This window comes from Pseudoalteromonas obscura, assembly GCF_030135505.1.
Taxonomy (GTDB): domain Bacteria; phylum Pseudomonadota; class Gammaproteobacteria; order Enterobacterales; family Alteromonadaceae; genus Pseudoalteromonas; species Pseudoalteromonas obscura.
Genome location: NZ_JASJUT010000011.1, coordinates 115,866 through 138,394, shown reverse-complemented (window position 1 = coordinate 138,394; position 22,529 = coordinate 115,866). Strand labels below are relative to the sequence as shown.

19 protein-coding genes and 1 other RNA gene are annotated in these 22,529 nt (G+C 43.1%); 5 read left to right on the top strand and 15 right to left on the bottom strand.

Annotated elements, in window-relative coordinates:
- Positions 1-12: 12 nt before the first annotated feature.
- From murG to mraZ, 10 genes are read right to left on the bottom strand one after another with little or no spacing between them, the layout of a single operon-like run.
- On the bottom strand, positions 13-1,101 hold the full coding sequence (gene murG / locus QNM18_RS21165) for an undecaprenyldiphospho-muramoylpentapeptide beta-N-acetylglucosaminyltransferase (RefSeq protein WP_284138360.1): 1,089 nt from the start codon (positions 1,099-1,101) through the stop codon (positions 13-15).
- Positions 1,098-2,273: a cell division protein FtsW gene (gene ftsW / locus QNM18_RS21160; protein WP_211011905.1), complete on the bottom strand. Its 1,176-nt coding sequence runs from the start codon at positions 2,271-2,273 to the stop codon at positions 1,098-1,100. The genes murG and ftsW overlap by 4 nt, the downstream gene beginning before the upstream one ends.
- Positions 2,274-3,593, bottom strand: a complete 1,320-nt coding sequence (murD, locus tag QNM18_RS21155) for a UDP-N-acetylmuramoyl-L-alanine--D-glutamate ligase (protein WP_211011904.1) — start codon at positions 3,591-3,593, stop codon at positions 2,274-2,276.
- The gene (mraY, locus tag QNM18_RS21150) at positions 3,593-4,675 is read right to left on the bottom strand and encodes a phospho-N-acetylmuramoyl-pentapeptide-transferase (RefSeq protein WP_023397204.1); all 1,083 of its coding nucleotides are present in this window, start codon (positions 4,673-4,675) and stop codon (positions 3,593-3,595) included. Before mraY ends, murD begins: the two co-directional genes overlap by 1 nt.
- A complete protein-coding gene (locus QNM18_RS21145) occupies positions 4,675-6,057 on the bottom strand; it encodes a UDP-N-acetylmuramoyl-tripeptide--D-alanyl-D-alanine ligase (RefSeq protein WP_284138359.1) in 1,383 nt (460 codons plus the stop codon). Before QNM18_RS21145 ends, mraY begins: the two co-directional genes overlap by 1 nt.
- Positions 6,054-7,517 carry a UDP-N-acetylmuramoyl-L-alanyl-D-glutamate--2,6-diaminopimelate ligase gene (gene murE, locus QNM18_RS21140; RefSeq protein WP_211011902.1) on the bottom strand — a complete coding sequence of 488 codons (1,464 nt, stop codon included), beginning with the start codon at positions 7,515-7,517 and terminating at the stop codon, positions 6,054-6,056. Before murE ends, QNM18_RS21145 begins: the two co-directional genes overlap by 4 nt.
- The gene (locus QNM18_RS21135; RefSeq protein ID WP_211011901.1) at positions 7,510-9,324 is read right to left on the bottom strand and encodes a peptidoglycan D,D-transpeptidase FtsI family protein; all 1,815 of its coding nucleotides are present in this window, start codon (positions 9,322-9,324) and stop codon (positions 7,510-7,512) included. Before QNM18_RS21135 ends, murE begins: the two co-directional genes overlap by 8 nt.
- A complete protein-coding gene (ftsL, locus tag QNM18_RS21130; RefSeq protein ID WP_211011900.1) occupies positions 9,321-9,644 on the bottom strand; it encodes a cell division protein FtsL in 324 nt (107 codons plus the stop codon). The genes QNM18_RS21135 and ftsL overlap by 4 nt, the downstream gene beginning before the upstream one ends.
- Entirely contained in the window at positions 9,645-10,580 is a 936-nt protein-coding gene (gene rsmH, locus QNM18_RS21125; protein WP_211011899.1) for a 16S rRNA (cytosine(1402)-N(4))-methyltransferase RsmH, read from the bottom strand.
- A 22-nt stretch (positions 10,581-10,602) separates the two neighbouring features.
- The gene (gene mraZ / locus QNM18_RS21120) at positions 10,603-11,061 is read right to left on the bottom strand and encodes a division/cell wall cluster transcriptional repressor MraZ (protein WP_023397210.1); all 459 of its coding nucleotides are present in this window, start codon (positions 11,059-11,061) and stop codon (positions 10,603-10,605) included.
- 440 nt (positions 11,062-11,501) lie between these two features.
- Here mraZ and QNM18_RS21115 point away from each other — a divergent pair, with 440 nt between their 5' ends.
- Positions 11,502-14,504: an EAL domain-containing protein gene (locus tag QNM18_RS21115; protein WP_284138358.1), complete on the top strand. Its 3,003-nt coding sequence runs from the start codon at positions 11,502-11,504 to the stop codon at positions 14,502-14,504.
- Between the two features lie 45 nt (positions 14,505-14,549).
- Here QNM18_RS21115 and QNM18_RS21110 read toward each other — a convergent pair whose 3' ends face one another.
- From QNM18_RS21110 to rsmI, 3 genes are all read right to left on the bottom strand, one after another.
- A complete protein-coding gene (locus tag QNM18_RS21110; protein WP_284138357.1) occupies positions 14,550-16,286 on the bottom strand; it encodes an alkaline phosphatase in 1,737 nt (578 codons plus the stop codon).
- A 296-nt stretch (positions 16,287-16,582) separates the two neighbouring features.
- Positions 16,583-16,943: RNase P RNA component class A (gene rnpB / locus QNM18_RS21105), an RNA gene on the bottom strand.
- Between the two features lie 43 nt (positions 16,944-16,986).
- Positions 16,987-17,850 carry a 16S rRNA (cytidine(1402)-2'-O)-methyltransferase gene (gene rsmI / locus QNM18_RS21100; RefSeq protein WP_211011897.1) on the bottom strand — a complete coding sequence of 288 codons (864 nt, stop codon included), beginning with the start codon at positions 17,848-17,850 and terminating at the stop codon, positions 16,987-16,989.
- 62 nt (positions 17,851-17,912) lie between these two features.
- Here rsmI and QNM18_RS21095 point away from each other — a divergent pair, with 62 nt between their 5' ends.
- The 4 genes from QNM18_RS21095 to dolP are packed head-to-tail and all read left to right on the top strand — an operon-like array spanning position 17,913 to position 21,361.
- Positions 17,913-19,784 (top strand): penicillin-binding protein activator, encoded by a 1,872-nt coding sequence (locus tag QNM18_RS21095; protein ID WP_284138356.1) that lies wholly within the window; start codon positions 17,913-17,915, stop codon positions 19,782-19,784.
- Positions 19,785-19,840: 56 nt separating this feature from the next.
- The gene (locus QNM18_RS21090; protein WP_211011895.1) at positions 19,841-20,206 is read left to right on the top strand and encodes a YraN family protein; all 366 of its coding nucleotides are present in this window, start codon (positions 19,841-19,843) and stop codon (positions 20,204-20,206) included.
- Between the two features lies 1 nt (position 20,207).
- On the top strand, positions 20,208-20,792 hold the full coding sequence (locus QNM18_RS21085; RefSeq protein ID WP_211011894.1) for an SIS domain-containing protein: 585 nt from the start codon (positions 20,208-20,210) through the stop codon (positions 20,790-20,792).
- A gap of 2 nt (positions 20,793-20,794) precedes the next feature.
- Positions 20,795-21,361, top strand: a complete 567-nt coding sequence (gene dolP, locus QNM18_RS21080; protein WP_284138355.1) for a division/outer membrane stress-associated lipid-binding lipoprotein — start codon at positions 20,795-20,797, stop codon at positions 21,359-21,361.
- A gap of 42 nt (positions 21,362-21,403) precedes the next feature.
- On the opposite strand, the gene QNM18_RS21075 is transcribed toward dolP, so the two are convergent.
- Both QNM18_RS21075 and sspA read right to left on the bottom strand, forming a co-directional pair.
- The gene (locus tag QNM18_RS21075; protein WP_284138354.1) at positions 21,404-21,856 is read right to left on the bottom strand and encodes a ClpXP protease specificity-enhancing factor; all 453 of its coding nucleotides are present in this window, start codon (positions 21,854-21,856) and stop codon (positions 21,404-21,406) included.
- Positions 21,856-22,479, bottom strand: coding sequence for a stringent starvation protein SspA (sspA, locus tag QNM18_RS21070; protein WP_023397219.1), 624 nt, complete (start codon positions 22,477-22,479; stop codon positions 21,856-21,858). Before sspA ends, QNM18_RS21075 begins: the two co-directional genes overlap by 1 nt.
- Between the last annotated feature and the right edge of the window lie 50 nt (positions 22,480-22,529).

Here is a 22,529-nt window from a genome sequence, read left to right as displayed (position 1 = left end):
GCCCGGCGATATTTATTTTCTTTCACAACTTTCTCTTTGATTAGTAACTTCTTTAATTATTTCAACCACTGAATTTGTGGCATCAAGTTGCGCACACGCTTTGGCGCGCAGTGCTTTTTCTTCAATTAAGTGTGGTTCAGCAAAAAACGGCTCTAATAGTGAAACCATATTTGACATATTCAGCTCAGATTGAGGAACAATCAAGGCTGCTTGTTTATCCACTAAAGCACGAGCATTTAATGTTTGATGATCATCAACGGCGTGAGGCAGTGGTACAAAAACGGCCATTTTTCCTGCCGCTGCAACTTCACTGACCGTCAAGGCACCCGCACGGCAGACTATAATATCAGCCCACTCATAAGCTTGATCCATATTTTCGATAAACTCAGTAACTTTATAGTCAAACGATTGACCTTCATAGCGCTTGGTTACACCGCCCCCATTCCCTTTTCCTGACTGATGCCAAACAGCTAACGATGCGTGATTTTTCTCATTAAGAGATGAAAAGACATCAGGCAATGTATCGTTTAATGCCTTTGCCCCCAAAGAACCACCAACCACGAGGCAATTCACTTGGTGAGTAATCGATTTAGACTGAATCTGGGTCACCGAATCTCTTATTGGATTACCTACAATATCACACGCTCTATCTGCAAACGCACCTTGAAAAGCGCACAATACACGTGTAGCCAACTTAGCCAGCAGTTTATTGCTAAAACCCGCCACCGCATTTTGCTCGTGGATGATAAGTGGTACGCCTAACATTTTTGCTGCGATCCCGACAGGCCCTGTTACGTACCCACCCATTGTAAGTACGGCATCCGGTTTATGGGTTTTGAGTATATTTCTCGCTGCAATGATGGCTTTAAGTATCATAAAAGGGGCCTTTAACAGGCGTTTTAAACCATTGCCTCTCAACCCTTTTACCTTAATAAAGTCAATCTCAAAACCATGACTAGGTACAACCTGGGCTTCCATTCTATCCTCAGTTCCAACCCAAGAAACTTCCCAGCCAAGTTGTTTTAATTTTTCTGCAACAGCGATACCTGGGAAAATGTGCCCACCTGTACCACCAGCAGCAACCAATAATCGTCTACTCATCGCTTACCACCTCTTGATGTTGCCTGCCTCGTAGACATTTTGGTTTCGAAATCTATCCGTTGCAGCAACCCAGCTGCAATTGTCATGACCAATAAACTTGAGCCACCATAAGATACAAATGGCAAAGTTAGCCCTTTCGTTGGCAACATCCCTGCACTCGCCCCGACATTGACTAATGTCTGAAACGCAAACCAAATCCCGATTCCCAGTGCTAAATATCCTTCATATTCTTTTTGCGACTTTAGCGCTTGTTGGCCAATGAGCAAAGCTCGAAAGACCAACATACCCAACATAAATAACACACAAACAACGCCCAAAAAGCCTAGCTCTTCGGCAATGACAGCAAAAATAAAGTCATTATGCGCTTCAGGTAAATACTGTAGCTTTTGCACACTATTACCAAGTCCTTGACCAAACCAGCCGCCTTGTCCGTAAGCCATTAAAGACTGAACAAGCTGATACCCTTTACCAAATGGATCTTTCCAAGGCTCTAAAAATCCAACTACCCTGGCCATTCGATAAGGCTCAAAAATGATCAGCATAATCACCAAAAAAATACCGGTGAGCATGAGTACAAAAAATTGCCATAGCTTTGCACCAGCTAAAAACAATAACCCAACAGTGGTGACAAATATCACAACAACTGTGCCTAAATCTGGCTGCATCAGTATTAAAAAGGCATAAACCGCAAACACTACAATAGGTTTTGCAAACCCTTTAATGTTTTCTTGCACTTCATCTCGTTTTCGAACCAAGTAGCCCGCGATATAGCTTATAAAGTAAAGCTTTGCTACTTCCGCAGCTTGCACACCAACGGGTCCAACAGGGATCCAACGTTTCGCCCCATTCACCTCTCGGCCAACGATTAAAACCAAGATCAACAACACCACGCCAAAGAGCAATAAGTAAGGGTTAAAACGTTTCCACCAAGCCATGGACACAGATGTACTTAACCAAAAAAGTACCATCCCCATAATCAGAAACATGCCGTGACGTACAATGATATGATAAGGGTTATCGTAAAGCCTTTCTGCAACAGGCATAGAGGCACTGGTGACCATCACAAACCCAACCCCAATTAAGCACAACATCGCATACAACAATGGCAAATCAAACAATGTATCTGTCTTGCTTGATTTAAATATGCCTTTAAGGTTGATGGTCGCAATCATTTACAGCTCTCCCACCCATTTGCAGAACTCATCACCACGTGCCATGTAATTTGGATACATATCAATGCTCGCACACGCAGGAGCCAGTAATACAATATCGCCAGCCTGTGCTTGCTGACTTGCCCCAATAACAGCATCCTTTAATGAACCAACTAGATGGCTTTGAGTATGCATCGAAGAAAACAGAGCCGCATCTTTGCCAAAACAGTAAATCGCCCTGCAATGGCTTTGGATAGGTGCAGCCAATGGTGAGACATCAGCTCCTTTTGCATCTCCACCTAAAATTAGAATTATTTTCTGAGCCTCAGCTTGCAAGCTCTCAAGTGCTGTAACCGTCGCTCCGACATTCGTCGCTTTAGAGTCGTTGAAATATTTTACACCGGCTACTTCTGCAATCAGTTGGCAGCGGTGTGAGAGTCCACCAAAGCGAGAAAATGCGTCTTGATAAGCCCGTTTACCAATTGTAAAAGGCGACAATAGCGCCATGACGGCCAAAGCATTAAACTGGTTGTGCTTGCCAGACAGCAATAAACTATCCACAGCGAACACATGTTTGCCATTTATACTAAAAAAGTCGCCCTGCTCAGTCGTGGCAATACAGTAATCCGCTTTGTGTAAACCAACGCCAATCGAGTGTGTGTGTGCTTGATGTGTTTTTTCATCATCAGCATTGAAAACAAGTAAGTCTGTTTTTTGATAGATACGCTTTTTCGCCGCACAATAAGCTTCAAAGTCAGGATATCGATCCATGTGATCTTCTGTAATATTGAGGATCATAGCACTGTGGCACTTTAAGTTTTGAGTGGTCTCGAGCTGAAAGCTAGATAGCTCCAAAATGACAATATCTAAATCTTGATCAAGTAAATCCAGCACGGACGTACCAATATTGCCACCCAAACCAACTTTCAACCCCGCCGACTGACAAACCGTTTCAGCTAGGCTTACCACCGTAGATTTTCCATTTGATCCAGTGACCGCAACGACTGGAGTCGTGTTTAGTCGCGCGAAAACCTCTATATCACCGACCACTTCAGCACCGTGTGCTATCGCCTCTACAACATATCTGTCATATAGCGGGATCCCGGGACTAATAATAATTATATCGGTATCAACCAACGCGCCTTCAGCAAGTGGACCGAAAACAGCCTCACATTCTGGTGCATTGTGCGCTAGCCAATCCGCGCCCGGTGGTACCGGTCGCGTATCAACTACTTTAGGAAAGATCCCGTGTCGTAACAAAAAGCGTACGGTGCCAAGCCCGGATATACCGAGCCCTAACACAGTGACTTTTTTCTGTTTCAACGTATCTAAATAATTCATTATCTTATCTTTAAGGTCGCCAAACCAGCCAATACTAAGATGAAGGAGATGATCCAAAAACGCACAATAACACGTGGCTCAGGCCAACCTTTTAGTTCATAGTGATGGTGAATAGGTGCCATTCTGAAAATTCGCTGGCCACGTAACTTATATGAACCTACCTGCAAAATGACAGATAAGGCTTCCATTACAAATACCCCCCCCATGATCACTAATACCAATTCTTGTCTGACTAAAATAGCGATTATTCCGAGAGCTCCGCCCAGCGCTAAAGAGCCAACATCACCCATAAATACTTGGGCTGGATAGGTGTTGAACCACAAAAATCCAAGTCCAGCTCCGACGATAGCAGTGCAGACAACCACAAGCTCACTGGCCAATGGTATATGAGGAATGTGGAGATAATTTGAGAAGTTTACGTTACCAGTTAAATAAGCAATGATCGCTAAAGCCGCAGCCACCAAAATCGTAGGTACGATCGCCAATCCATCTAAGCCATCGGTTAGATTTACAGCATTGGATGTTCCCACAATCACAAAATAACTCATTACGAGATAAAACAGTCCCAGCTGTGGCAATACATCTTTGAAAAACGGCACAACAAGGGACGTTTCAGCGGCAGATGTTGTCGTAGAATATAAAAATGCGGCGACGGATATTGCAATAACGGATTGCCAAAAATATTTCCACCTTGCAATCAATCCCTTGCTGTCTTTGCGGATCACTTTTCTGTAATCATCAACAAAACCGACAATACCCAGTGAACCTATCACAAACAATGTGACCCACACGTATTTATTACTCAAATCTCCCCACATTAAGGAGCTGACAAAGATGGCGCCTAGGATCAGCAAACCTCCCATTGTGGGCGTACCTGATTTAGACAAGTGAGACTCAGGGCCATCATCTCTTACCGTTTGACCTATCTGCATGCGCTGTAATGCACGGATAAGTTTAGGTCCAAAATACAGTGATATAAGTAAAGCGGTTAAAATCCCCAAAATAGCTCGTACAGTCAAATACGAGAATACGTTAAAACCGCTGTAGTATTGCGTTAAATACTCTGCTAACCAAACTAACATTATCGGTCCCCACTTTCTGAGTTTGTATGCGCTGAAATCAGATCAGCGACCAATAGCTCCATGCGGGCACTACGCGATCCTTTGACAAGCAGTGTGCACTGCTCTGTTTCGTGTTTAATGAATTGTGAAAGCTCTTCTAGCATATGTTCACGGGTAGAAAAGTGACGATTTGGCGTGTCAAATACTTCGCTTGCATAACGACTCAGTACACCCAGCGTATACACAGCGTCAATACCGTGCTGCTTCGCATATTCACCCACTTCTTTGTGGTAAGCCCGAGCGTCTTCACCTAGCTCAGCCATGTCTCCAAGCGCCAGTACTCGTGTACCAGGCATGTCTTTTAATAACTCAATGGCAGCCTTGACTGAGCGGACGTTGGCATTGTAGGTGTCATCTACAATGCGCAGTGAACTGGAAACATCGATGACATTGACCCGGCCTTTTACAATTGGCATATCTTTAAGTGCAATGGCGATATCCTGCAGCGACGTATCAAAAGGCAGCGTAAGTGATGCTGCGATCACAGCATTCATCACATTGTGCTTGCCAGGCAGTGCTAACTTTACATTTTGCGACGCATCTGGCGTACACAAAACGAACTCGGCACAACCAAACTCATCTAATTGAATGTCTTGAGCCCAAACATCCAGCTTACTGTTCATAGAAAAGCGTTGAACTGATTGGGAGGTCAAGCTGCCCTCCCACATGGGGGCAAACTCACTATCACCGTTTATAATCGCTACACCATCAGACTTTAACCCGCCAAATATTTCTCCTTTGGCTTGGCCTATACCTTCAATAGAGCCAAAGCCTTCTAAATGAGAAGGGGCAACATTGCACACCACAGCGACATCTGGGTTGGTTAACCCGCTTGTATAGGCTATTTCCCCAATATGATTAGCGCCCAGCTCAATAACAGCATATTCGTCATCTTCCGATAAACGCAGTAAAGTCAAAGGGACACCAATATCATTGTTGAAGTTTCCTTTGGTCGCGAGCACTTTGCCACGGCGTGATAATATTGCCGCAGTCATCTCTTTTACCGTGGTTTTTCCCACACTGCCCGTTATTGCTACGGTTTTTGGCGCGACCTGCTTTATAACCGCTTGTCCAAGCTTGCCCAGCGCATCACGTGTGTCAGATACCACAAACTGTACAATATCAGCGTCGACACGCTCTGATACAATGGCCGCTATGGCACCTTTGCTCTTTGCTTCTTCAACAAACTTATGACCATCAAAATTTGCACCTTTGAGTGCTAAAAAGACTTCATTATCGGTTATTGTTCTTGTATCTGTATTGATATTGGCAACTGCCAAATTCTGCCCACAAAAAGGGGCCTCAAGTACTTCTGCAAGCCAAGAAAAATCCATCTTGATCATGCACTTTCCCCCTGTAATATTAATTTCACTAAACTTCTATCGCAGAAGCTTAGTGTCTGGTTTCCTATAATTTGATAGTCTTCATGGCCTTTACCTGCAATCAATACGACGCTGTTTTCATCGGCATGTTCAATCGCATATCTAATGGCTTTTTCTCTATCAGGTTGTGACACAGCATACTGAGGTTCTCTGAGCCCAGCCTTAATGTCACTTATAATTGTGTTAGGGTCTTCACTTCGAGGGTTATCACTGGTAATAATCACTGTATCAGCAAATTGTTCTGCTGCTTGGGCCATTAATGGTCTTTTCCCTTTGTCACGATCACCACCACATCCAAACACACAGCTAACCTTCCCCGGCACATGTTGCTGCAAAGCCCGCAGTGTTAATTCCAGCGCTTCAGGGGTGTGCGCATAGTCGACAATACAGGTTGGGAATCCGGGTTGATAAAATGCTTGCATACGGCCATCAACAGGTAACAAATTGGTTGCTGCAACCTGAAGCTGCTCAAGGGCGTAACCTTGAATTAGTAAAGAAGCTATCGCGGCCGACAGATTATAAATATTAAACTGTCCAAACAAGCCTGTTGTGATCTTAGTATTGCCCCACGAAGTATTAAGGTTTAGAGAAATTCCATTTTGGTGACATTGCACATTTTCAAAAAATACATATTGCTCATACGCATTATCCTGTGGCTGCTTGCCATAAACAACACACTGCTGTGCGTCTAACTCGCCAAGCCACTGCTGTGCATACGCGTCATCGATATTAAGTATGTTAACTTTGGCATTACTCTCGGTAAACAAGCGTTTTTTAGCTTGTGCATAATTTTCCATATCACCGTGATAGTCTAAGTGATCACGACTTAGGTTAGTAAAAACAGCAATGTCAAAGTCAATATGCTCAACGCGCCCTTGCACAATACCGTGTGACGACACTTCCATCGCCACCTGCTGGTATTGCGTCTGTAGTTCACTCAATATTTGCTGTAGCAATACTGACGAAGGGGTCGTGTTGGTTAAGGGAGTTAGTCGCTCAGGTTCACCATAGCCCAATGTTCCTATCACGGCACTAGGTGTACCACACTGCTGTGCTAAGCTAGCAATCATAGCAGTTGTTGTTGATTTCCCATTAGTGCCTGTGACACCTATAACGGTCATTTTTGTACTGGGCTCTTGATAAAATTGGGCTGCAATTTGCGATAGATTTTGTTTTAAATTTGCAACGCGTATGACGGGCACCGCAAAACTGCCAAGGTGTGTACTGTCGTCAACCAAAATACATGTTGCGCCTTGTTTAATCGCCGCAGATATAAATTGTGTACCATCCAATTGGTGCCCAGCAATAGCAATAAAGCAGTCGCCCACACATATTTCACGACTGTCTAAACGCAGTGCATTCACGCTGATTTGGGGACTTACTACGCCAAAGTTTTTGAGTACTTTAGTTAAGTCACGCATCGTCATTTTTTCCTGATAAATATGCTACGCTTTCTTTGTCTGGGGCTACGTTCAACATACGCAATGAATTAGAAACAATCTCAGCAAAAACAGGGCCTGCGGTCTGACCTCCATAATACACATCACCACCGGGTTCATTAACCATCACCACTACCGCCAAACGAGGGTCACTGACAGGAGCAACGCCGGCAAAATAGCCAACATATTCATCACCATAACCACCAGCAATGGCTTTTTCCGATGTTCCTGTTTTGCCAGCTGCACGATAGCCGTCCACTTTGATCATGGATGCCGTCCCGCCTTTCTCGAAAATGGATTCCATCATTGAGATCACCGCTTTGGTGTCCTCTTCTTTAAATATGCGCTCACCAGGTTGAGGTTGATCCTGCTTTAGTATTGTTAGGGGCCTAGATATACCACCTGCACCTATCATCGCATAGAGCCTAGCAATCTGCGCCGTACTGGCCGAAACAGCATAACCATATGATAATGTAGCAATTTCAAAGTCTGACCATCGTCTATTTGGATAGAATAATCCTGAGCTTTCGCCAATCATCATGGTGCCAGTATCTTCTCCAAATCCCGCTTTTTGATACGTGCCAACAAAATAATCTTTGGGTAATTTTTGACTAATTTTAGCCACGCCCATATTGCTCGATACTTTTAATATTTCTCGCAGTGACATTTCACCATGATTGCGCGTATCTTTTACTAAGCTACCACCTAAGCGCATCCAGCCGGGGTAAGTATCGATGATTTCATCAGCTGTAATCGCACCATATTCTAGGCCTGCTAATATTGCTAAAGGTTTAAGCGTTGAGCCTGGTTCAAATAAATCTGTAATAGCGCGATTACGGCGTTTATACGGTGCAGCAGTACTCATATCATTTGGATTAAAGCTCGGGCTATTCACCATTGCGAGGATTTCACCGGTATGCACATCGACAACCATGGCTGATCCTGAGGTTGCCTGGTATGTCAAAACCGCTGATTTTAACGCTACATACGCTATCGTTTGAATACGATGATCAATACTGAGATGAATGTCTTCCGGTTCGACACGCTCTTCTTCAGATAAGACTTGTACTTCTCGACCTTGTGCGTCTTTACGGATAGTCCGTAGCCCCTCGGTGCCCGTGAGTGCCGTATCAAAACGTTTTTCAATTCCTTCAATACCAATGCCATCAATGTTAGTCACACCTAAAACGTGTGCAGCAATTTCACCACTTGGATAAAAGCGCTTTGATTCATCAAGTAAATGAATTCCAGGCAATCGCATTTGCCTGATATATTTTGCCACCGCAGGCGTTACTTGACGTTTTAAATAGACAAAACGACGCTTAGCGTTACCACGCAACTTAGTGTTAACTTGATCAGAAGGAAGCTGCAATACATCGGACAACTCACGCCAACGAGCTTGCCCTTGATACAATTGCTGGGTACGTGTTTTGAGCTGCTCTTCGTTTTCGGCCAGCGCAACATGGTCTTCACGGTTTTTTCTCGCCTGACGTAGCACCTTTTTCTTCAAGGCTTTTTCCAGCGCATAAGGATCAGCATATACACTGACAACCGGAACGCTTACCGCAAGTTCTTTGCCGTTGCGGTCATAGATCATACCCCGCTGAACATGCAATTTTTCTTTTCTCACAGTACGCTTGGCATTTTCTTCTCGCGCTTTGTCAGGCTCTATCACCTGCAAATAAGCAGCTCGAGCAATCAATGCTAAAAACACTGAACCCAACATAACGCAAACAAGGATGAACCGCCATGCTATTAAGTTTTGTGGTGACGTATTCTTCGTTTTCATGGCAGCTCTATCACCTGTTCTTCTTTACTTGTAGGGCGCAACATTTTTAGTTGTGTTTTTGCAATTTCTTCTATTCTCGCATGCTGTGAATAAAACTCTTCTTCTACAAGTAGGTAGCGCCACTCCAGATCCAACTCATCCCTTTGCTGGAGTAACTGATCTTGCAATATCAACTGTTGCCGAGTCGAATGTGTTATTTGTACCACCACCAAAGACGATATAAACACACTGACGAGCAGCAAAAATGTCAGCTTGTTCGCCAATAAAACATGGCAAATCTCCAAAAAAAGCTGAGGTTGACGTTGCGCAGGTTTAGCCATTTATAATTTCTCAGCAATACGCAGTACAGAGCTTCTCGCTCGAGGGTTATTATTAATTTCCGTCTTACTTGGTTTGATCGCTTTACCAATCGCTTTGAGCGTTAAGTTTTTATTGATTTGCTCATCTGTCAAAGGTAACCCTCTCGGAATTGCTTCCCCCTTGCTCTGCTTTTTTATAAATTGTTTAACAATTCGGTCTTCCAGTGAATGAAAAGAAATAACAACCAAACGGCCACCCGGCTTCAACACCTCAAGAGATGCTGACAGAGCCGTTTGAATTTCTTCTAGTTCACTATTGATGTAAATGCGAATAGCTTGAAATGTGCGTGTTGCAGGGTGTTTATGTTTATCTTTAACTGGCACAGCTTCATCAATTAAATCTGCCAATTGCTTTGTCGTCGTGATATCAGTCTCTTCACGGGTTTCAATAATTTTGTGCGCAATACGTCTGGCAAATTTTTCTTCACCATACTTTTTAATTACATATACCATGTCTTCCAGCTCTGCTTCTGCAAGCCATTGAGCTGCACTGCGCCCTGCCTCCGGATTCATTCGCATATCCAGAGGTCCCTCTTTCATAAAGCTGAAACCACGATCTGCATCATCCAGTTGCGGAGATGAAACACCGATATCTAATAAAATACCATCGACTTTGCCAGTTAGCCCTGCTTCACTGGCAACTTGCGCGATATTTGAAAAGCGATTGTGTGCAATAGAAAAGCGTGTATCTTGAGCAAACTTCTGAGCAGCTTGGATCGCCTGAGGATCCTGATCAATCGCCTGTAAACGCCCCGACTCACCTAAACGTTTCAGAATTTGCCCCGAGTGACCACCACGTCCAAAAGTGCCGTCAATATATATACCACTGGGTTTGATATCTAGTGCATCGAGTGTTTCATCCATTAACACCGATATATGTTCTAATTCTGAACTCATAATTGTGAGCTACACCTGTACTCTATAAAGAAAAACCATCAAGATCTGAACTTTCTTCCACGTCACCACTGCGCTCGATCTCTGTATCGAGACGCATTTGTTCATTCCAACGTGCTTCATCCCAGATCTCAAACTTATTTAACAAACCGACAAGCATTAACTTCTTCCCCAAATTGGCATAACTGCGCAGGGCAGGAGCTAATAAAATGCGGCCATTCTTATCCAATTGATACTCAGTAGCATGCCCTAAAAGCATTCTTTGCCACCGCCTGACTCTTGGATTTGTATTCGATAACTTTTGTAAACGCGCTTCAATATCCTGCCACTCAGATAAGGGATACACCCATAGGCAAGGTTCATTAATCGCAATGGTACAAATGACTGTGCCCATTTCTTCAGACAGCAAGGTATCGCGATACTTAGTCGGTATCGAGAATCGCCCTTTATCATCCAGGCTAATTAAGTTCGCGCCGCGAAACATCTTGCTGTTGCCCTGTTCACTAAGAAATGTACATTTTGATCCAAATTGATCCACTTTAACCCACATTCTACCACAGTTGACAAGTCTAGGGCTTGACAAGCCATTTTGTCAAGCTATCAGGGCGTCTTAAAGCAAGCCAAAATCCAGAAAAAATCAGGCTTTCAACGAAGTTTATGATAAGTGTGGTAAAAAGTGGGAATAGAAGAAAATAAAGCGCAAATTAATAATAAATTTTGCGAAAAACCGGTTTTAATGAATGAAAAATATCACTACCTAGTATGTCCTTCACACACAACTATCCGATAAAAATCAGCTCCTAAATTAGATAAGTAGTGCTTGTGTTTGGCGATTTACAAACTCGCGGTTATCATATACATGTATTTACAAATTGAGATCTCACTATTCTTTATTCATCAATAAAACAGCGCTTTTTTAGACTGATGTTACTGCTGTCCATACCAGGCTTTTTAGCGGTATTAGCACTTTTGGTTGAACAGCGCTCGGACATTTTGCATAGCAAAGAGCAAGATGCGCTATTTTTTGCTAACCAGATCGCCACCTTGCAACGGGTAGACATTACTGACACGCAGCATTTGCTCTATAATTTAGCCAAAGATGCGACACTGTTAGATACGCAACAACAAGGCTGTCCAAAGTTACTAAAACATGCGTTGATCATTAATAAAGAGTTTGCAAATTTTGGCTTAGCAACCCCCACTGGACATGTTTTTTGTTCATTGCACCCACTCAAAGCTCCCATTAGCATTGCCGATAGAGCCTATTTCTTGCAGGCCATCAGAACCGGAACATTTAGCATCGGTGAATACCAAAACGATCGGAGTGTCTATACTGAAACTCTCAATTTTGCTCAACCTGTCTATCAACAAAGTCAGTTAAAGATGGTAATTTTTGCCGTGCGCAGGCTAACAAATTGGAGTGAATCACTCTCTCATCTTCCCCTGCCAATCGGCACTCGTGTTATGGTTGCAGACAACTACGCACAGATAGTGGCCGAATACCCGTATTCGAAAAAAACACTTGGCCGCTCAGTAAGCGACGATTGGCCTAGTGACCTTCAAGCTTATGTAACTAAAACAGTCAAAGATAATAAAGGACTTCATCACGTTTATTTTAAGTTACCGCTACAAGCCCCCCAATCTGAGCTAAGTATATATTTTGATTTTCCATTTGATGACGCACTGCATGAAGTAAACAGTCAATTTATGCTCGTAACAGCATTGTTTTTACTTACAATACTGGTGCTTTTCTGGACTGGCCGTGCACAACTCAATCGCTCCTTGTTAACACCTTTAAATAACTTTAGTCGGGCGATAGGTGCATTGGCACACGGGAAAGAGCATAAAATTGAGCACACCGATATGCCCAAAGAGCTGGCTGAGCTTGCGGCACACTTTGAACGAATGGCTGCTGTGCGGCTGCAAGCTGAAACCATTGCACAGAATAAGAATGCCGAACTTAATACCTTGATAAAAGCCCTTCCTGATAACTATCTCAGATTAAACAAAGCGGCAAAGATCTTGGATAAACATGGTGATAGAGTCAACAATAAACAATACATTCAAGAAATCTTTCCCACTCATATCAATATTCGCATTAAAGCCGCTATGGCAATGCTTGAAAACCAAGCTAGTACCTATTTTGAGTATGCTCACAAAGAACATGGCCAAAATACAGTTTTTGAGATCCGTATACAACGTATCGAACACAAGGATGAAGCCATACTTATCATGCGCGACATTAGCCAGAAGAAGCAGCAAGAAGAGGCACTTAACTTAGCAGCGTTAACATACAATAACAGCAGTGAATGCATGGTAATCACGGACGCTCAAGGATATATTTTAGATATTAACCCTGCTTTTACTCGAGTAACTGGATTTGAACAGCATGAAGTCGTTGGTAAAACAACTTCGATCCTTAGTTCAGGTCGCCACGATACCAGCTTTTATGAGCAACTCTGGCAATCAATTATTAAGACAGGAAAGTGGCAAGGTGAAATCATCAATAAGCGTAAAAATGGTGAGCTTTATACTGAGTGGCTGACCATAGATACGGTTTACGATGAACATGATGAACCCTATCGCCGAGTTGGTATTTTTGCTGATATCACAGATAAAAAGTTAAAGGATGAACAACTTTGGCGACAAAGCCACTTTGATGAGCTCACCGAGCTCCCTAACCGAACCAGCCTAAAAAAACAGCTTAATACTCTGTTTGGACTGCCTGAACATACCTTTGCAATACTACTGCTCGATATTGATCATTTTAAAGATATAAATGATACGCTGGGACACTATTATGGAGATATCCTGCTAAAGCAAATTGCCAAACGCCTCAAGAAATTATCTGAATCCTCAGCACGACTAACGCGCATAGGCGGTGACGAATTCGTATTGATCTACGATCATTGTACAGATCGTAAAAATGCCATTGAATTAGCCGAGCAGATCTTAGACTCACTAAAAGTTCCCTTTACGCTAGAAAACGACACCTACCCTATCGCCGCAAGTATTGGTATCGCTTTCGCTCCGGAGGATGGTAAAAGCACCGAGCAATTATTGAAAGCAGCCGATCAAGCCATGTATAAAGCCAAACAGATTGGCAGAAACGGTTTTGCCTTATTTAGCTCCGAACTCAGAGAAAAAGCAGAACAACGAATTTTACTACTGAAAGATATGCGCTTTGCACTGGCACAAAACCAGTTTGAAATGCACTTTCAACCTATTGTTTCAATGCATACGCGCCAAATCACCAAAGCTGAAGCTTTGATCCGCTGGCAACATCCTAACAAAGGTATGATAAGCCCCGATCAATTTATTCCGTTAGCGGAAGAAACCCAGTTGATCCATCAATTGGGCGAGTTTGCTTTCGATCAGGCTGTCGAAGTACTACAGAAGACGCGTAGCCTGAATAGTCAGTTACAACTCAGTATTAACGTGTCACCTATCCAATTTAGTGCTAAGCACACAACGCTACTAGCTTGGCAAAATCAACTCACTAAACATCAGCTCACGCCTGATATGTTGGTACTTGAGATCACTGAAGGTTTAATGATGCAAGGTGAAGGACGAAGCCAAAAACGCCTTACTAAACTCATTCAGCAAGGGTTTGCTATCGCTTTAGATGACTTTGGCACTGGCTATTCATCATTGGCGTACCTCAAGCAAATGGATACTGAGTTTATCAAAATTGATAAACGCTTTGTCGACGGTATTGAAATCAATGAAGACGATTTAGTTCTGTGCGAAACAATGATATTGATGGCGCATCAACTGGGTCTCAAAGTGATAGCTGAAGGTATTGAAACAGCAACACAGCATGAACTTCTCAAACAGGCAGGTTGTGATTTTGGACAAGGATACTTTTATAGTAAACCATTACCAAAAGAAGCATTTATTTCTTACCTAGAACATGGCAACGCATAAAAAAAGCCACCATTTAGATGGCTTTGGTTGTTTGGATTGAATCAATTATTTATTTACACCCAGCGCATTCATCATCTTAGTTGCGATATCAACATGATGCTGTAGTGTTGAGAATTGCTTGGTCACGTCTTCAGGACCAAATGCATAGACAGGTACGGGTGCAGCGGTATGGGTACCAGTACCCCAAACCACATTTTGCTGAGTTGCAACAACACGTGCAATCTTTCCAGTAAAGTCTTCTGTGCCATAGACATAAAAGTCAGAGAAATCTTCAAAATGAGGCAGAGGGTGACCATCGTCATTAACCTCGTGAGAGGCATGAATGGTTGCCGCTTGATCCAGTGTTACAGTGTAAGGAGTGTGTTTAGTAATGGCAGTTTGCCATTGCTCAGCGCTGCTATTGGCAAAATTATAGTCGCCATCTACGTCACCCATAATGTCGTAAAATGTCCCTTCTTGATTGTACAAAGTATCAAGTAAAGACAGTGCGCCAAAATTAAACTTGGGTTTATAAAGAGAGTCACCCATACCATCACCTGGTAAAGCCACAGCTGTTGGTGTATTGTGATCGGAATAACTAAAGCCGAAACTACCCGTTTCGTGGTCCGCTGTTACTACGACTAGCGTATCGTCACGATCTTTGACCCACTCATAAACAGCTTCTACAGCTTCATCAAACTTCAGTAATTCGTTGAGCATCCAACCCGCGTCGTTTGCATGACCAGCCCAATCAATTTGGCCACCTTCGATCATCAAGAAAAAGCCATCTTCATCTTTAGCCAAGATATCAAGCGCTTTGACAGTCATTTCTTTCAGTGATGGTTGAGTACAGTCATTAGCTTGCTGGCACTTTCTATAAGCAATACCATCGTCCATGCCTGAATTTGCAAACAAGCCAAGTAGCTTATCACCTTCTACTTTACTCAATTGTGTCTTATCGAAAGCCAGCGCATAACCGTGTTCATTTTTCGCATCTAAAACAAGGTTCTTCAAATCATCGCGTTTTGACTTCTTATACACACTTGCAGGCATGCCTAGCTTAGCTAACTGATCCCGCGTTTTTGTATCTGTTGCCACATTTTTAGGAAGGAAAACTCGCGCACCGCCAGAAAGCATGACATCCACATTGCCTGATGAAACAAGTTCTTGCGCAATTTTATCTTCATAGGAGCGATGTGGTTGGTGTGACGCAAATGCCGCTGGAGTAGCATGGGTAATACGCGTATCAGAAACTAAACCCGTTGCCTTACCCATGGCCTTGGCTTTTTCAAGGATAGTCGCAACTTTGTTGCCTTGTGTATCTAGGCCTATCATCTCTGATCCGGCCGCAATACCTGTTGCAAGCTGAGTTGCAGAGCACGCAGAGTCAGTTACCAGACTACCAGAAGGGCCATGAGGCGCATTAAGTGAAAGACCTAGGTGTCCAGCATTGGCAAATTTGGATAGCGCTGTTTGATTATTTTTATCTTTGTAAATAGAGTTCGGTGCACGTTGAGCATACTCTTCCAATAAACCAACTTGTTGAGGTCCCATACCATCACCAATCATTAAGATGACATTTTTAACTGAGGTAGTTGGTGTTGGTGGTACTGGTGGCGCAGGTGGTTCAGGTTGTGTTGTTGGTACTTCTTTAATTACTTCAACTTCCTTGATCACCTCAACTTCTTTTGGGACTTCTTTGACGACTTCAACTTCTTTGAGGACTTCAACTGTCGAAGTATCATCATTACACCCAGAAAGCACAGCTGCGGACACCGCGAGCGCAATAAGCTTCATTTTCATTTTTATGTTCCTAAAACGTAATCGATTGTGAGCAGCGGCAAGTCTACGATTTAAAAATGACTTTTTTATTTCAGGAACATGTCAACTAAGTTACGCTTTTATTCCTACATTATTGTATTTACTAAAATTATATAGATCACAGGTAATTATTAACTATGCTTACCAGATTGATATGAAAAAGGAGCTTATTCAACTTGCGTGCCATGGTGAAAGTGAAGTTTGATCACTAGATAAAGCATAATAAGTTAGTCAGGTGAGTTCTGATCGCCCATCAAACAAATGGGCGATCAGTTGAAAGTGTGAGTTGGCCTATAAGCCGGGTTCTGTCCCTCTTGCGAGGTGATAATCATTCGTCTAGGCCTAAAATCGCTCTTAGGCTCAAGCAACCTACCCGGTTCCGATGTGGGCCACACCATAAGGAACCCTATTTGGTCTTGCTCCGGGTGGAGTTTACCTTGCAACCAACTGTTACCAGTGGTCCGGTGCGCTCTTACCGCACCCTTTCACCCTTACCAACCGAAGTTGGCGGTCTTCTCTCTGCTGCACTTGTCGTGGGCTTTCACCCCCCAGCCGTTAGCTGGCACCCTGCCCTGTGGAGCCCGGACTTTCCTCCCCTTGATCATTTTCGTCACAAGCAGCGATTATCCGGCCAACTCGGCGCGTATTATACCCTTTTCTAGGCTAAATCACAGCGATTTTTCTAGGATTCTTCTCTTTGAGCAATGATGGCTTTATACAGTGCATTTTTCTTTAATCCGAAGTACTCTGCTGCAACTCCACACGCCTTCTTTAGCGGCATTTCAGTCTCTAAAAGTGTGATTAGTTTCTGAGCTTCAGGTGTGATTGCAGCCGTTTCCTTCCCTTTTCCAGGCAAAATTAACACCAGCTCTCCTCGCTGGCGCTCCGGCTCAGCAGTCAAAAACTCAATCAATTCACACACTGGACCACTAAAAAACGTCTCGTAAGTTTTAGTCAATTCCTTTGCAAAAACCACCTGCTGTTGATCTCCCAGCGCGGTGGCCAAGTCACCTAAACTGGCCATGATGCGGTGAGTGCTTTCATACATAATACTAGTGATACCCGAATCAAACGCATCGTTAAAGAATTGTTGTCTTGCCTGACTTTTTGCAGGTGTAAAACCGACAAATTGAAATTTGTCAGTCGGCAAGCCGGAACAGCTCACAGCGGCAATCGCGGCACACGCGCCGGGCACGGGTGTAACCTTTGCGCCGACATCTCTGCACAAATTGACCACCGCATAACCTGGATCACTGATCAAAGGTGTACCAGCATCTGACACCAAAGCAATGTCTTTTCCTTCGTTCAACCAATCTACGATTTGTTGCGCTTTTTGTTTTTCATTATGATCATGCAAAGCAAAGGTTTTTGCTTTAATATTAAAGTGGCTCAATAGCTTGCCTGTGTGACGTGTATCTTCTGCTGCGATCAGATCTACGTCAGCTAAGGTTTTCAGCGCTCGTTCACTAATATCGTCTAAATTGCCAATAGGTGTTGCGACGATGTAAAGGGTGCCTATTTTGTCTAAGGTTTCGGCTTTTGTCATTGAGCTCTCCAAGATCAGTCAGTAAGATATTCACATACAAGGTGATGAGTGAAGGTATACGCGTGCAACTGAAAAAATTAAGTCTAATAGTGGCTATATTGTCCGGGTTATCAGCGTGTGGTACAACCCCCAAAAACCAACAACCTGTAAGTAACCCACAATCTCAGGTCCAAAAAGCACAGCCGCAGGAAAATCTGGATGCAAATGCATTGTATACCCTTGCCCTTTCCAAGCAAGGCGCGAGCAGAATACAGTTACTTTATAATGCGCGAGAAGCAGCTATCATCGAACGAAATTGGTTGGTGCTTGAGCAGGTATGTTTTGAGCTAGAGACTAAAGCAAGTGTCGATCATGTGCAAAACAAGCTATACATTGCCTTTGCCCAAAAAGAACAAGGAAAATTTGAGAGTGCCCACACCATATTGCAATCAGTCGATGCACAACTAAAACTTGCAGAACATCGAGGATGGCATCAATATCTGACAGGCAGTATTTTTGCCTCTCAAAAACTTCCCAAAAAGGCGCTCGTTCACTACTTTAAGAGCGCAGATATCGCGCAGCAAAACAAACTCACCATCGCAGGACTAGACAATGATATTTGGTCCGCGTTGCAACAGTTATCCTCCTATGCGCTCGAGCGCTTCGACCGCGGCTCGGTTATTCAACAAGGGTGGGTCAAGCTCGCAAAATATCATCAAGTCTATTTAGGCTCCACAGTGCAACTGCATCAAGCCATGAATAATTGGCAAAGGCGCTATAAAAATCATCCTGGCAGTTTCATTATTCCCAGTGAAGTCAAGTCGACCATCAATTTAGCGCCCTACCAAGCCACTAAGCTAGCAATTTTATTACCGCAATCAGGTAGTAGCGAGCGCTTAGGCGCTGCATTAAAAAATGGTTTCCTAGCTGCGATGGATAAAAGCCAAGTAAATGAAATTTACTTTATTGATGAAATGGACAGCGCTGAATTGATCGAAAGAGAGCTACAAAAAGTTCAAGCAGACTTCATCATAGGACCTCTTTTAAAATCCAATATCGTCAAAGTTAAATCTAGCAGTTTTGTCGCTCAATCTGCTGCTATTTTTTTGAATGAAATAGACCCAGAAGATGCCGAGCGCATCCATACTGAACACTATTATTTTGCCCTAAACCCAGAGCACGAAGTAGAACAAGCAATGGTGCACTTTTTAGCAAAAGGTTTTCAAAAACCTATGCTGCTCGCACCGAATACACCATCTGGTCAACGTCTCATTGCTCACTTTAATTCGCAGTGGCAAAACTTCAGTGAAACAGAACCAGAGGCTGGGTTTTACAACAACAGCGAAGACATGGTCGAGGTGATCACTCAGCTACTTGAAGTAGATCGCTCGCAAGCTAGGATTAAAGAAGTTAAAAGCTTATTCCGTAGCGAAGTCGAAAGTGAAACACGCTCTAGACGAGATATAGACGCGATTTATATTTTAGGTGACGCAATTGAGACCCGCTTGATCAAGCCTTACCTTGATGTCAACGTTAGTACCTTTGCAGAGCGGATCCCGCTCTACGCCAGCTCACGGAGTTACAGCAAACAAATTGACAAAACAGACAAAGGTGATTTAGAGGGATTATACTTTACCGAGCTCCCTTGGATGCTCCCCGATGCTATCAATGAACGAAATTTGCGTGATACCTACGCCCGCCTGTGGCCAGAACAAGCAGATATTGAGCAGCGACTATTTGCAATGGCGCATGATGCACTCAATCTCATTCCGGAACTTAAGCAGTTAAGTAAAATACCGGGCAAAGAATTCGATGGTTTAACTGGCTCTTTGAGCATTAAAGAAGCCAATCAAATACACAGAAAATTAAGTTGGGGGCAATATCATAAAAATAGTATTCGCCTCGTGAGTTTAGATGAACGCCTGCCGACCCCTCTTTTCATGCAAAAAGAGTAAAGTATAGTTCTGGGGTACGCTTGGCTGCTAGGAGCAATTAATTAGGGACAGAAAAGATGCTAAAAGGAATTTTTACTAATACACGAGAGAAAGGCCTTTACTTTGAAACTATTGCAGAACGTTACTTAAAAAAACACGGCCTAACACCAGTTTCACGTAATTACTTGTGTAGACATGGAGAAATTGATTTAATCATGAAAGATGCCCAAACTTGGGTATTTGTGGAAGTTAAATATCGCAAAAGTCTCAAATATGGCGGTGCGATAAATACACTTTCACAACAAAAACAACAGCGTCTAAGGCGCAGTATATATCAATATATGCAAGATTTTACCTTGCATAATATAGCGCTGCGCGTAGACTTTGTTGCAATACAGGGGAACACCCCACATGCGATACAATGGATAAAGAACGTTTTTTAATATGCAAGAATCTATCAAAGCCATCTTTACCGAAAGCATTCAAGCGCAAATAGCAGCGGGAGAGGCACTTCCAGAACAACTAGAAACGGCTGCCTACGTCATTTCTCAGACTTTAATAAATGGCAATAAATTGATTTGCTGTGGCGAGCCTAGCAGCCATATGCTTGCGGAGCATTTTGCCAGCTTATTAATTAACTTTTATGAAACTGAGCGCCCTTGCTTACCAGCATTGACATTGAGTCAATCCAACATCAATTTGAGTAGCCAGCACACTAATACTCTCACAGAGCTGTATGCTCGCCAGATCAGGGCTGTTGCGCAAGAAGGTGATTTACTTTTCGCTATTGCACTCAATGGTAATGAAAAAGAAGTTATTAGCGCAGTAGAGTCAGCTTTAACCAAAGACCTAAAGGTAATTGCATTAACGGGCAATGATGGTGGTGAACTAACAGGGTTATTGGGGCCTAATGATGTAGAAATTAGAGTGCCCAGCAAACGACCTAGTCGAATTTTAGAATCTCATATGTTTACTATACATTGTCTCAGTCAGCTCATCGACAACATTTTATTCCCACAGGATGCCTAATTATGATGTTAAGAACCATCTTGTTAATCTCGATTTTGTCTTTGCTTCAAGGGTGTGCTGCCGCTGTTGTTGCAGGAACGGCAAGCGCAGTTTCGGCAGCCAATGACAGACGTACAATTGGCTCCCAAATAGACGACAATAGCATTGAAATTAAAGCCACAATCGCGCTCAAACAAATCCAAAGACTGGCAAAACATGCCAACATTAATGTAGTGAGCGTGAATGGTACTGTGTTACTAACGGGGCAAGTTGCCAATGTAGAAATGCGTACTGAAGCAAACAAAGCAGTACAGTCTGTTATTGGTGTAAAAAAATTATTTAATCAGATCCGAATTGGTAGCAATATCGGCCTTGCAACAAAAGGACACGATACTTGGCTGACATCAAAAGTAAAAACACAATTGCTTGCTGATGACAATGTCAATGGTAGTAATATCAAAGTTGTCACCGAAAATGCTGAAGTCTTTTTGATGGGAATGGTTGCTCCAGCTGAAGCCGAAAAGGCTGTTGAAATTGCACGGAATATTCACGGAGTTGAAAAGGTTGTTAAGGCATTCGAATATTTATAAGTGCCCACATATAAAAAAACCTGCAACTGCAGGTTTTTTTTTCTATTTGATAACGCGTAAATGCGCGCCTTTTTTAGGCTTGTCTGTGCCCGAAGGTTTCTCTTCAGTGTCCTCAGACTGTGTTTCAACTTCTTGATCTACGTCATCATCAGAGTCATACGCTTGTTCTTCGTAATCCTCTTCAATACTTGCCTCAGAGAAAATAGTGCCTTCACCGTTTTCTCTCGCGTAGATAGCTAAGACCGCATCAACAGGTACATATACCTGCATTGGCTGTCCAGAAAAACGCGCACTGAAGCTCAGTGCGTCGTTATCCATCGTGAAGTTGTTTGCCGCGCTAGGGCTCACGTTAAGCACAATTTGTCCATCCTGTACAAATTGGACTGGTACTTGAACATGAGGATAGTTGGCATTGACTACTATATGTGGTGTGCACTGGTTGTCCACTATCCACTCATAGAACGCCCTTAGTAAATAAGGTCGGTTTGATGTCATTAGCTGCGGATCTCGCGCTCAATATCAGTCAAAGACGCCTGGAAAGACTCACGTTCGAACAAACGAAGCATATAATCTTTCAATTCACTTGCGCCACTGCCATTAAGCTCAATACCCAATTGAGGCAAACGCCATAGTAGTGGTGCCATAAAGCAGTCTACCAAGCTAAACTCTTCACTCATAAAGTAAGGTGCTTCGCCAAAGATAGGTGCCACAGCAAGTAGAGCTTCAGTTAACTCTTTGCGCGCGTTGTCAGCATCGTTTCCTGATAGAATTTTATCAGCAAGGCTGTACCAATCATTTTCGATACGGTGCATCATCAAGCGGCTGCGGCCACGCATAACTGGATAAACTGGCATCAACGGTGGATGCGGGAAACGCTCATCCAAATATTCCATAATGATATTTGCTTGATACAAGCCAAGTTCACGATCGATCAGCGTCGGAACTGTACCATATGGGTTAATTTCGTGTAGCGCTTCTGGCAAGTTATCCTTTTCAGCCAGATGAATATCAACACTTACACCTTTTTCTGCTAAAACGATACGAACCTGATGGCTATACATACAGTTTGCACCAGAAAAAAGAGTCATAACTGGGCGCTTATTGGCAGCTACGGCCATGCCTACCTCCATAAATTAATCACAAAGTAATCAAATCACTTTAAACAGCA

What these genes read in the sequence shown, in the direction of transcription:
- murG (WP_284138360.1), bottom strand. Translation starts at nt 1,101, where the DNA reads ATGAGTAGACGATTATTGGTTGCTGCTGGTGGTACAGGTGGGCACATT.
- ftsW (WP_211011905.1), bottom strand. Translation starts at nt 2,273, where the DNA reads ATGATTGCGACCATCAACCTTAAAGGCATATTTAAATCAAGCAAGACA.
- murD (WP_211011904.1), bottom strand. Translation starts at nt 3,593, where the DNA reads ATGAATTATTTAGATACGTTGAAACAGAAAAAAGTCACTGTGTTAGGG.
- mraY (WP_023397204.1), bottom strand. Translation starts at nt 4,675, where the DNA reads ATGTTAGTTTGGTTAGCAGAGTATTTAACGCAATACTACAGCGGTTTT.
- QNM18_RS21145 (WP_284138359.1), bottom strand. Translation starts at nt 6,057, where the DNA reads ATGATCAAGATGGATTTTTCTTGGCTTGCAGAAGTACTTGAGGCCCCT.
- murE (WP_211011902.1), bottom strand. Translation starts at nt 7,517, where the DNA reads ATGCGTGACTTAACTAAAGTACTCAAAAACTTTGGCGTAGTAAGTCCC.
- QNM18_RS21135 (WP_211011901.1), bottom strand. Translation starts at nt 9,324, where the DNA reads ATGAAAACGAAGAATACGTCACCACAAAACTTAATAGCATGGCGGTTC.
- ftsL (WP_211011900.1), bottom strand. Translation starts at nt 9,644, where the DNA reads ATGGCTAAACCTGCGCAACGTCAACCTCAGCTTTTTTTGGAGATTTGC.
- rsmH (WP_211011899.1), bottom strand. Translation starts at nt 10,580, where the DNA reads ATGAGTTCAGAATTAGAACATATATCGGTGTTAATGGATGAAACACTC.
- mraZ (WP_023397210.1), bottom strand. Translation starts at nt 11,061, where the DNA reads ATGTTTCGCGGCGCGAACTTAATTAGCCTGGATGATAAAGGGCGATTC.
- QNM18_RS21115 (WP_284138358.1), top strand. Translation starts at nt 11,502, where the DNA reads ATGTTACTGCTGTCCATACCAGGCTTTTTAGCGGTATTAGCACTTTTG.
- QNM18_RS21110 (WP_284138357.1), bottom strand. Translation starts at nt 16,286, where the DNA reads ATGAAAATGAAGCTTATTGCGCTCGCGGTGTCCGCAGCTGTGCTTTCT.
- rsmI (WP_211011897.1), bottom strand. Translation starts at nt 17,850, where the DNA reads ATGACAAAAGCCGAAACCTTAGACAAAATAGGCACCCTTTACATCGTC.
- QNM18_RS21090 (WP_211011895.1), top strand. Translation starts at nt 19,841, where the DNA reads ATGCTAAAAGGAATTTTTACTAATACACGAGAGAAAGGCCTTTACTTT.
- QNM18_RS21085 (WP_211011894.1), top strand. Translation starts at nt 20,208, where the DNA reads ATGCAAGAATCTATCAAAGCCATCTTTACCGAAAGCATTCAAGCGCAA.
- dolP (WP_284138355.1), top strand. Translation starts at nt 20,795, where the DNA reads ATGATGTTAAGAACCATCTTGTTAATCTCGATTTTGTCTTTGCTTCAA.
- QNM18_RS21075 (WP_284138354.1), bottom strand. Translation starts at nt 21,856, where the DNA reads ATGACATCAAACCGACCTTATTTACTAAGGGCGTTCTATGAGTGGATA.
- sspA (WP_023397219.1), bottom strand. Translation starts at nt 22,479, where the DNA reads ATGGCCGTAGCTGCCAATAAGCGCCCAGTTATGACTCTTTTTTCTGGT.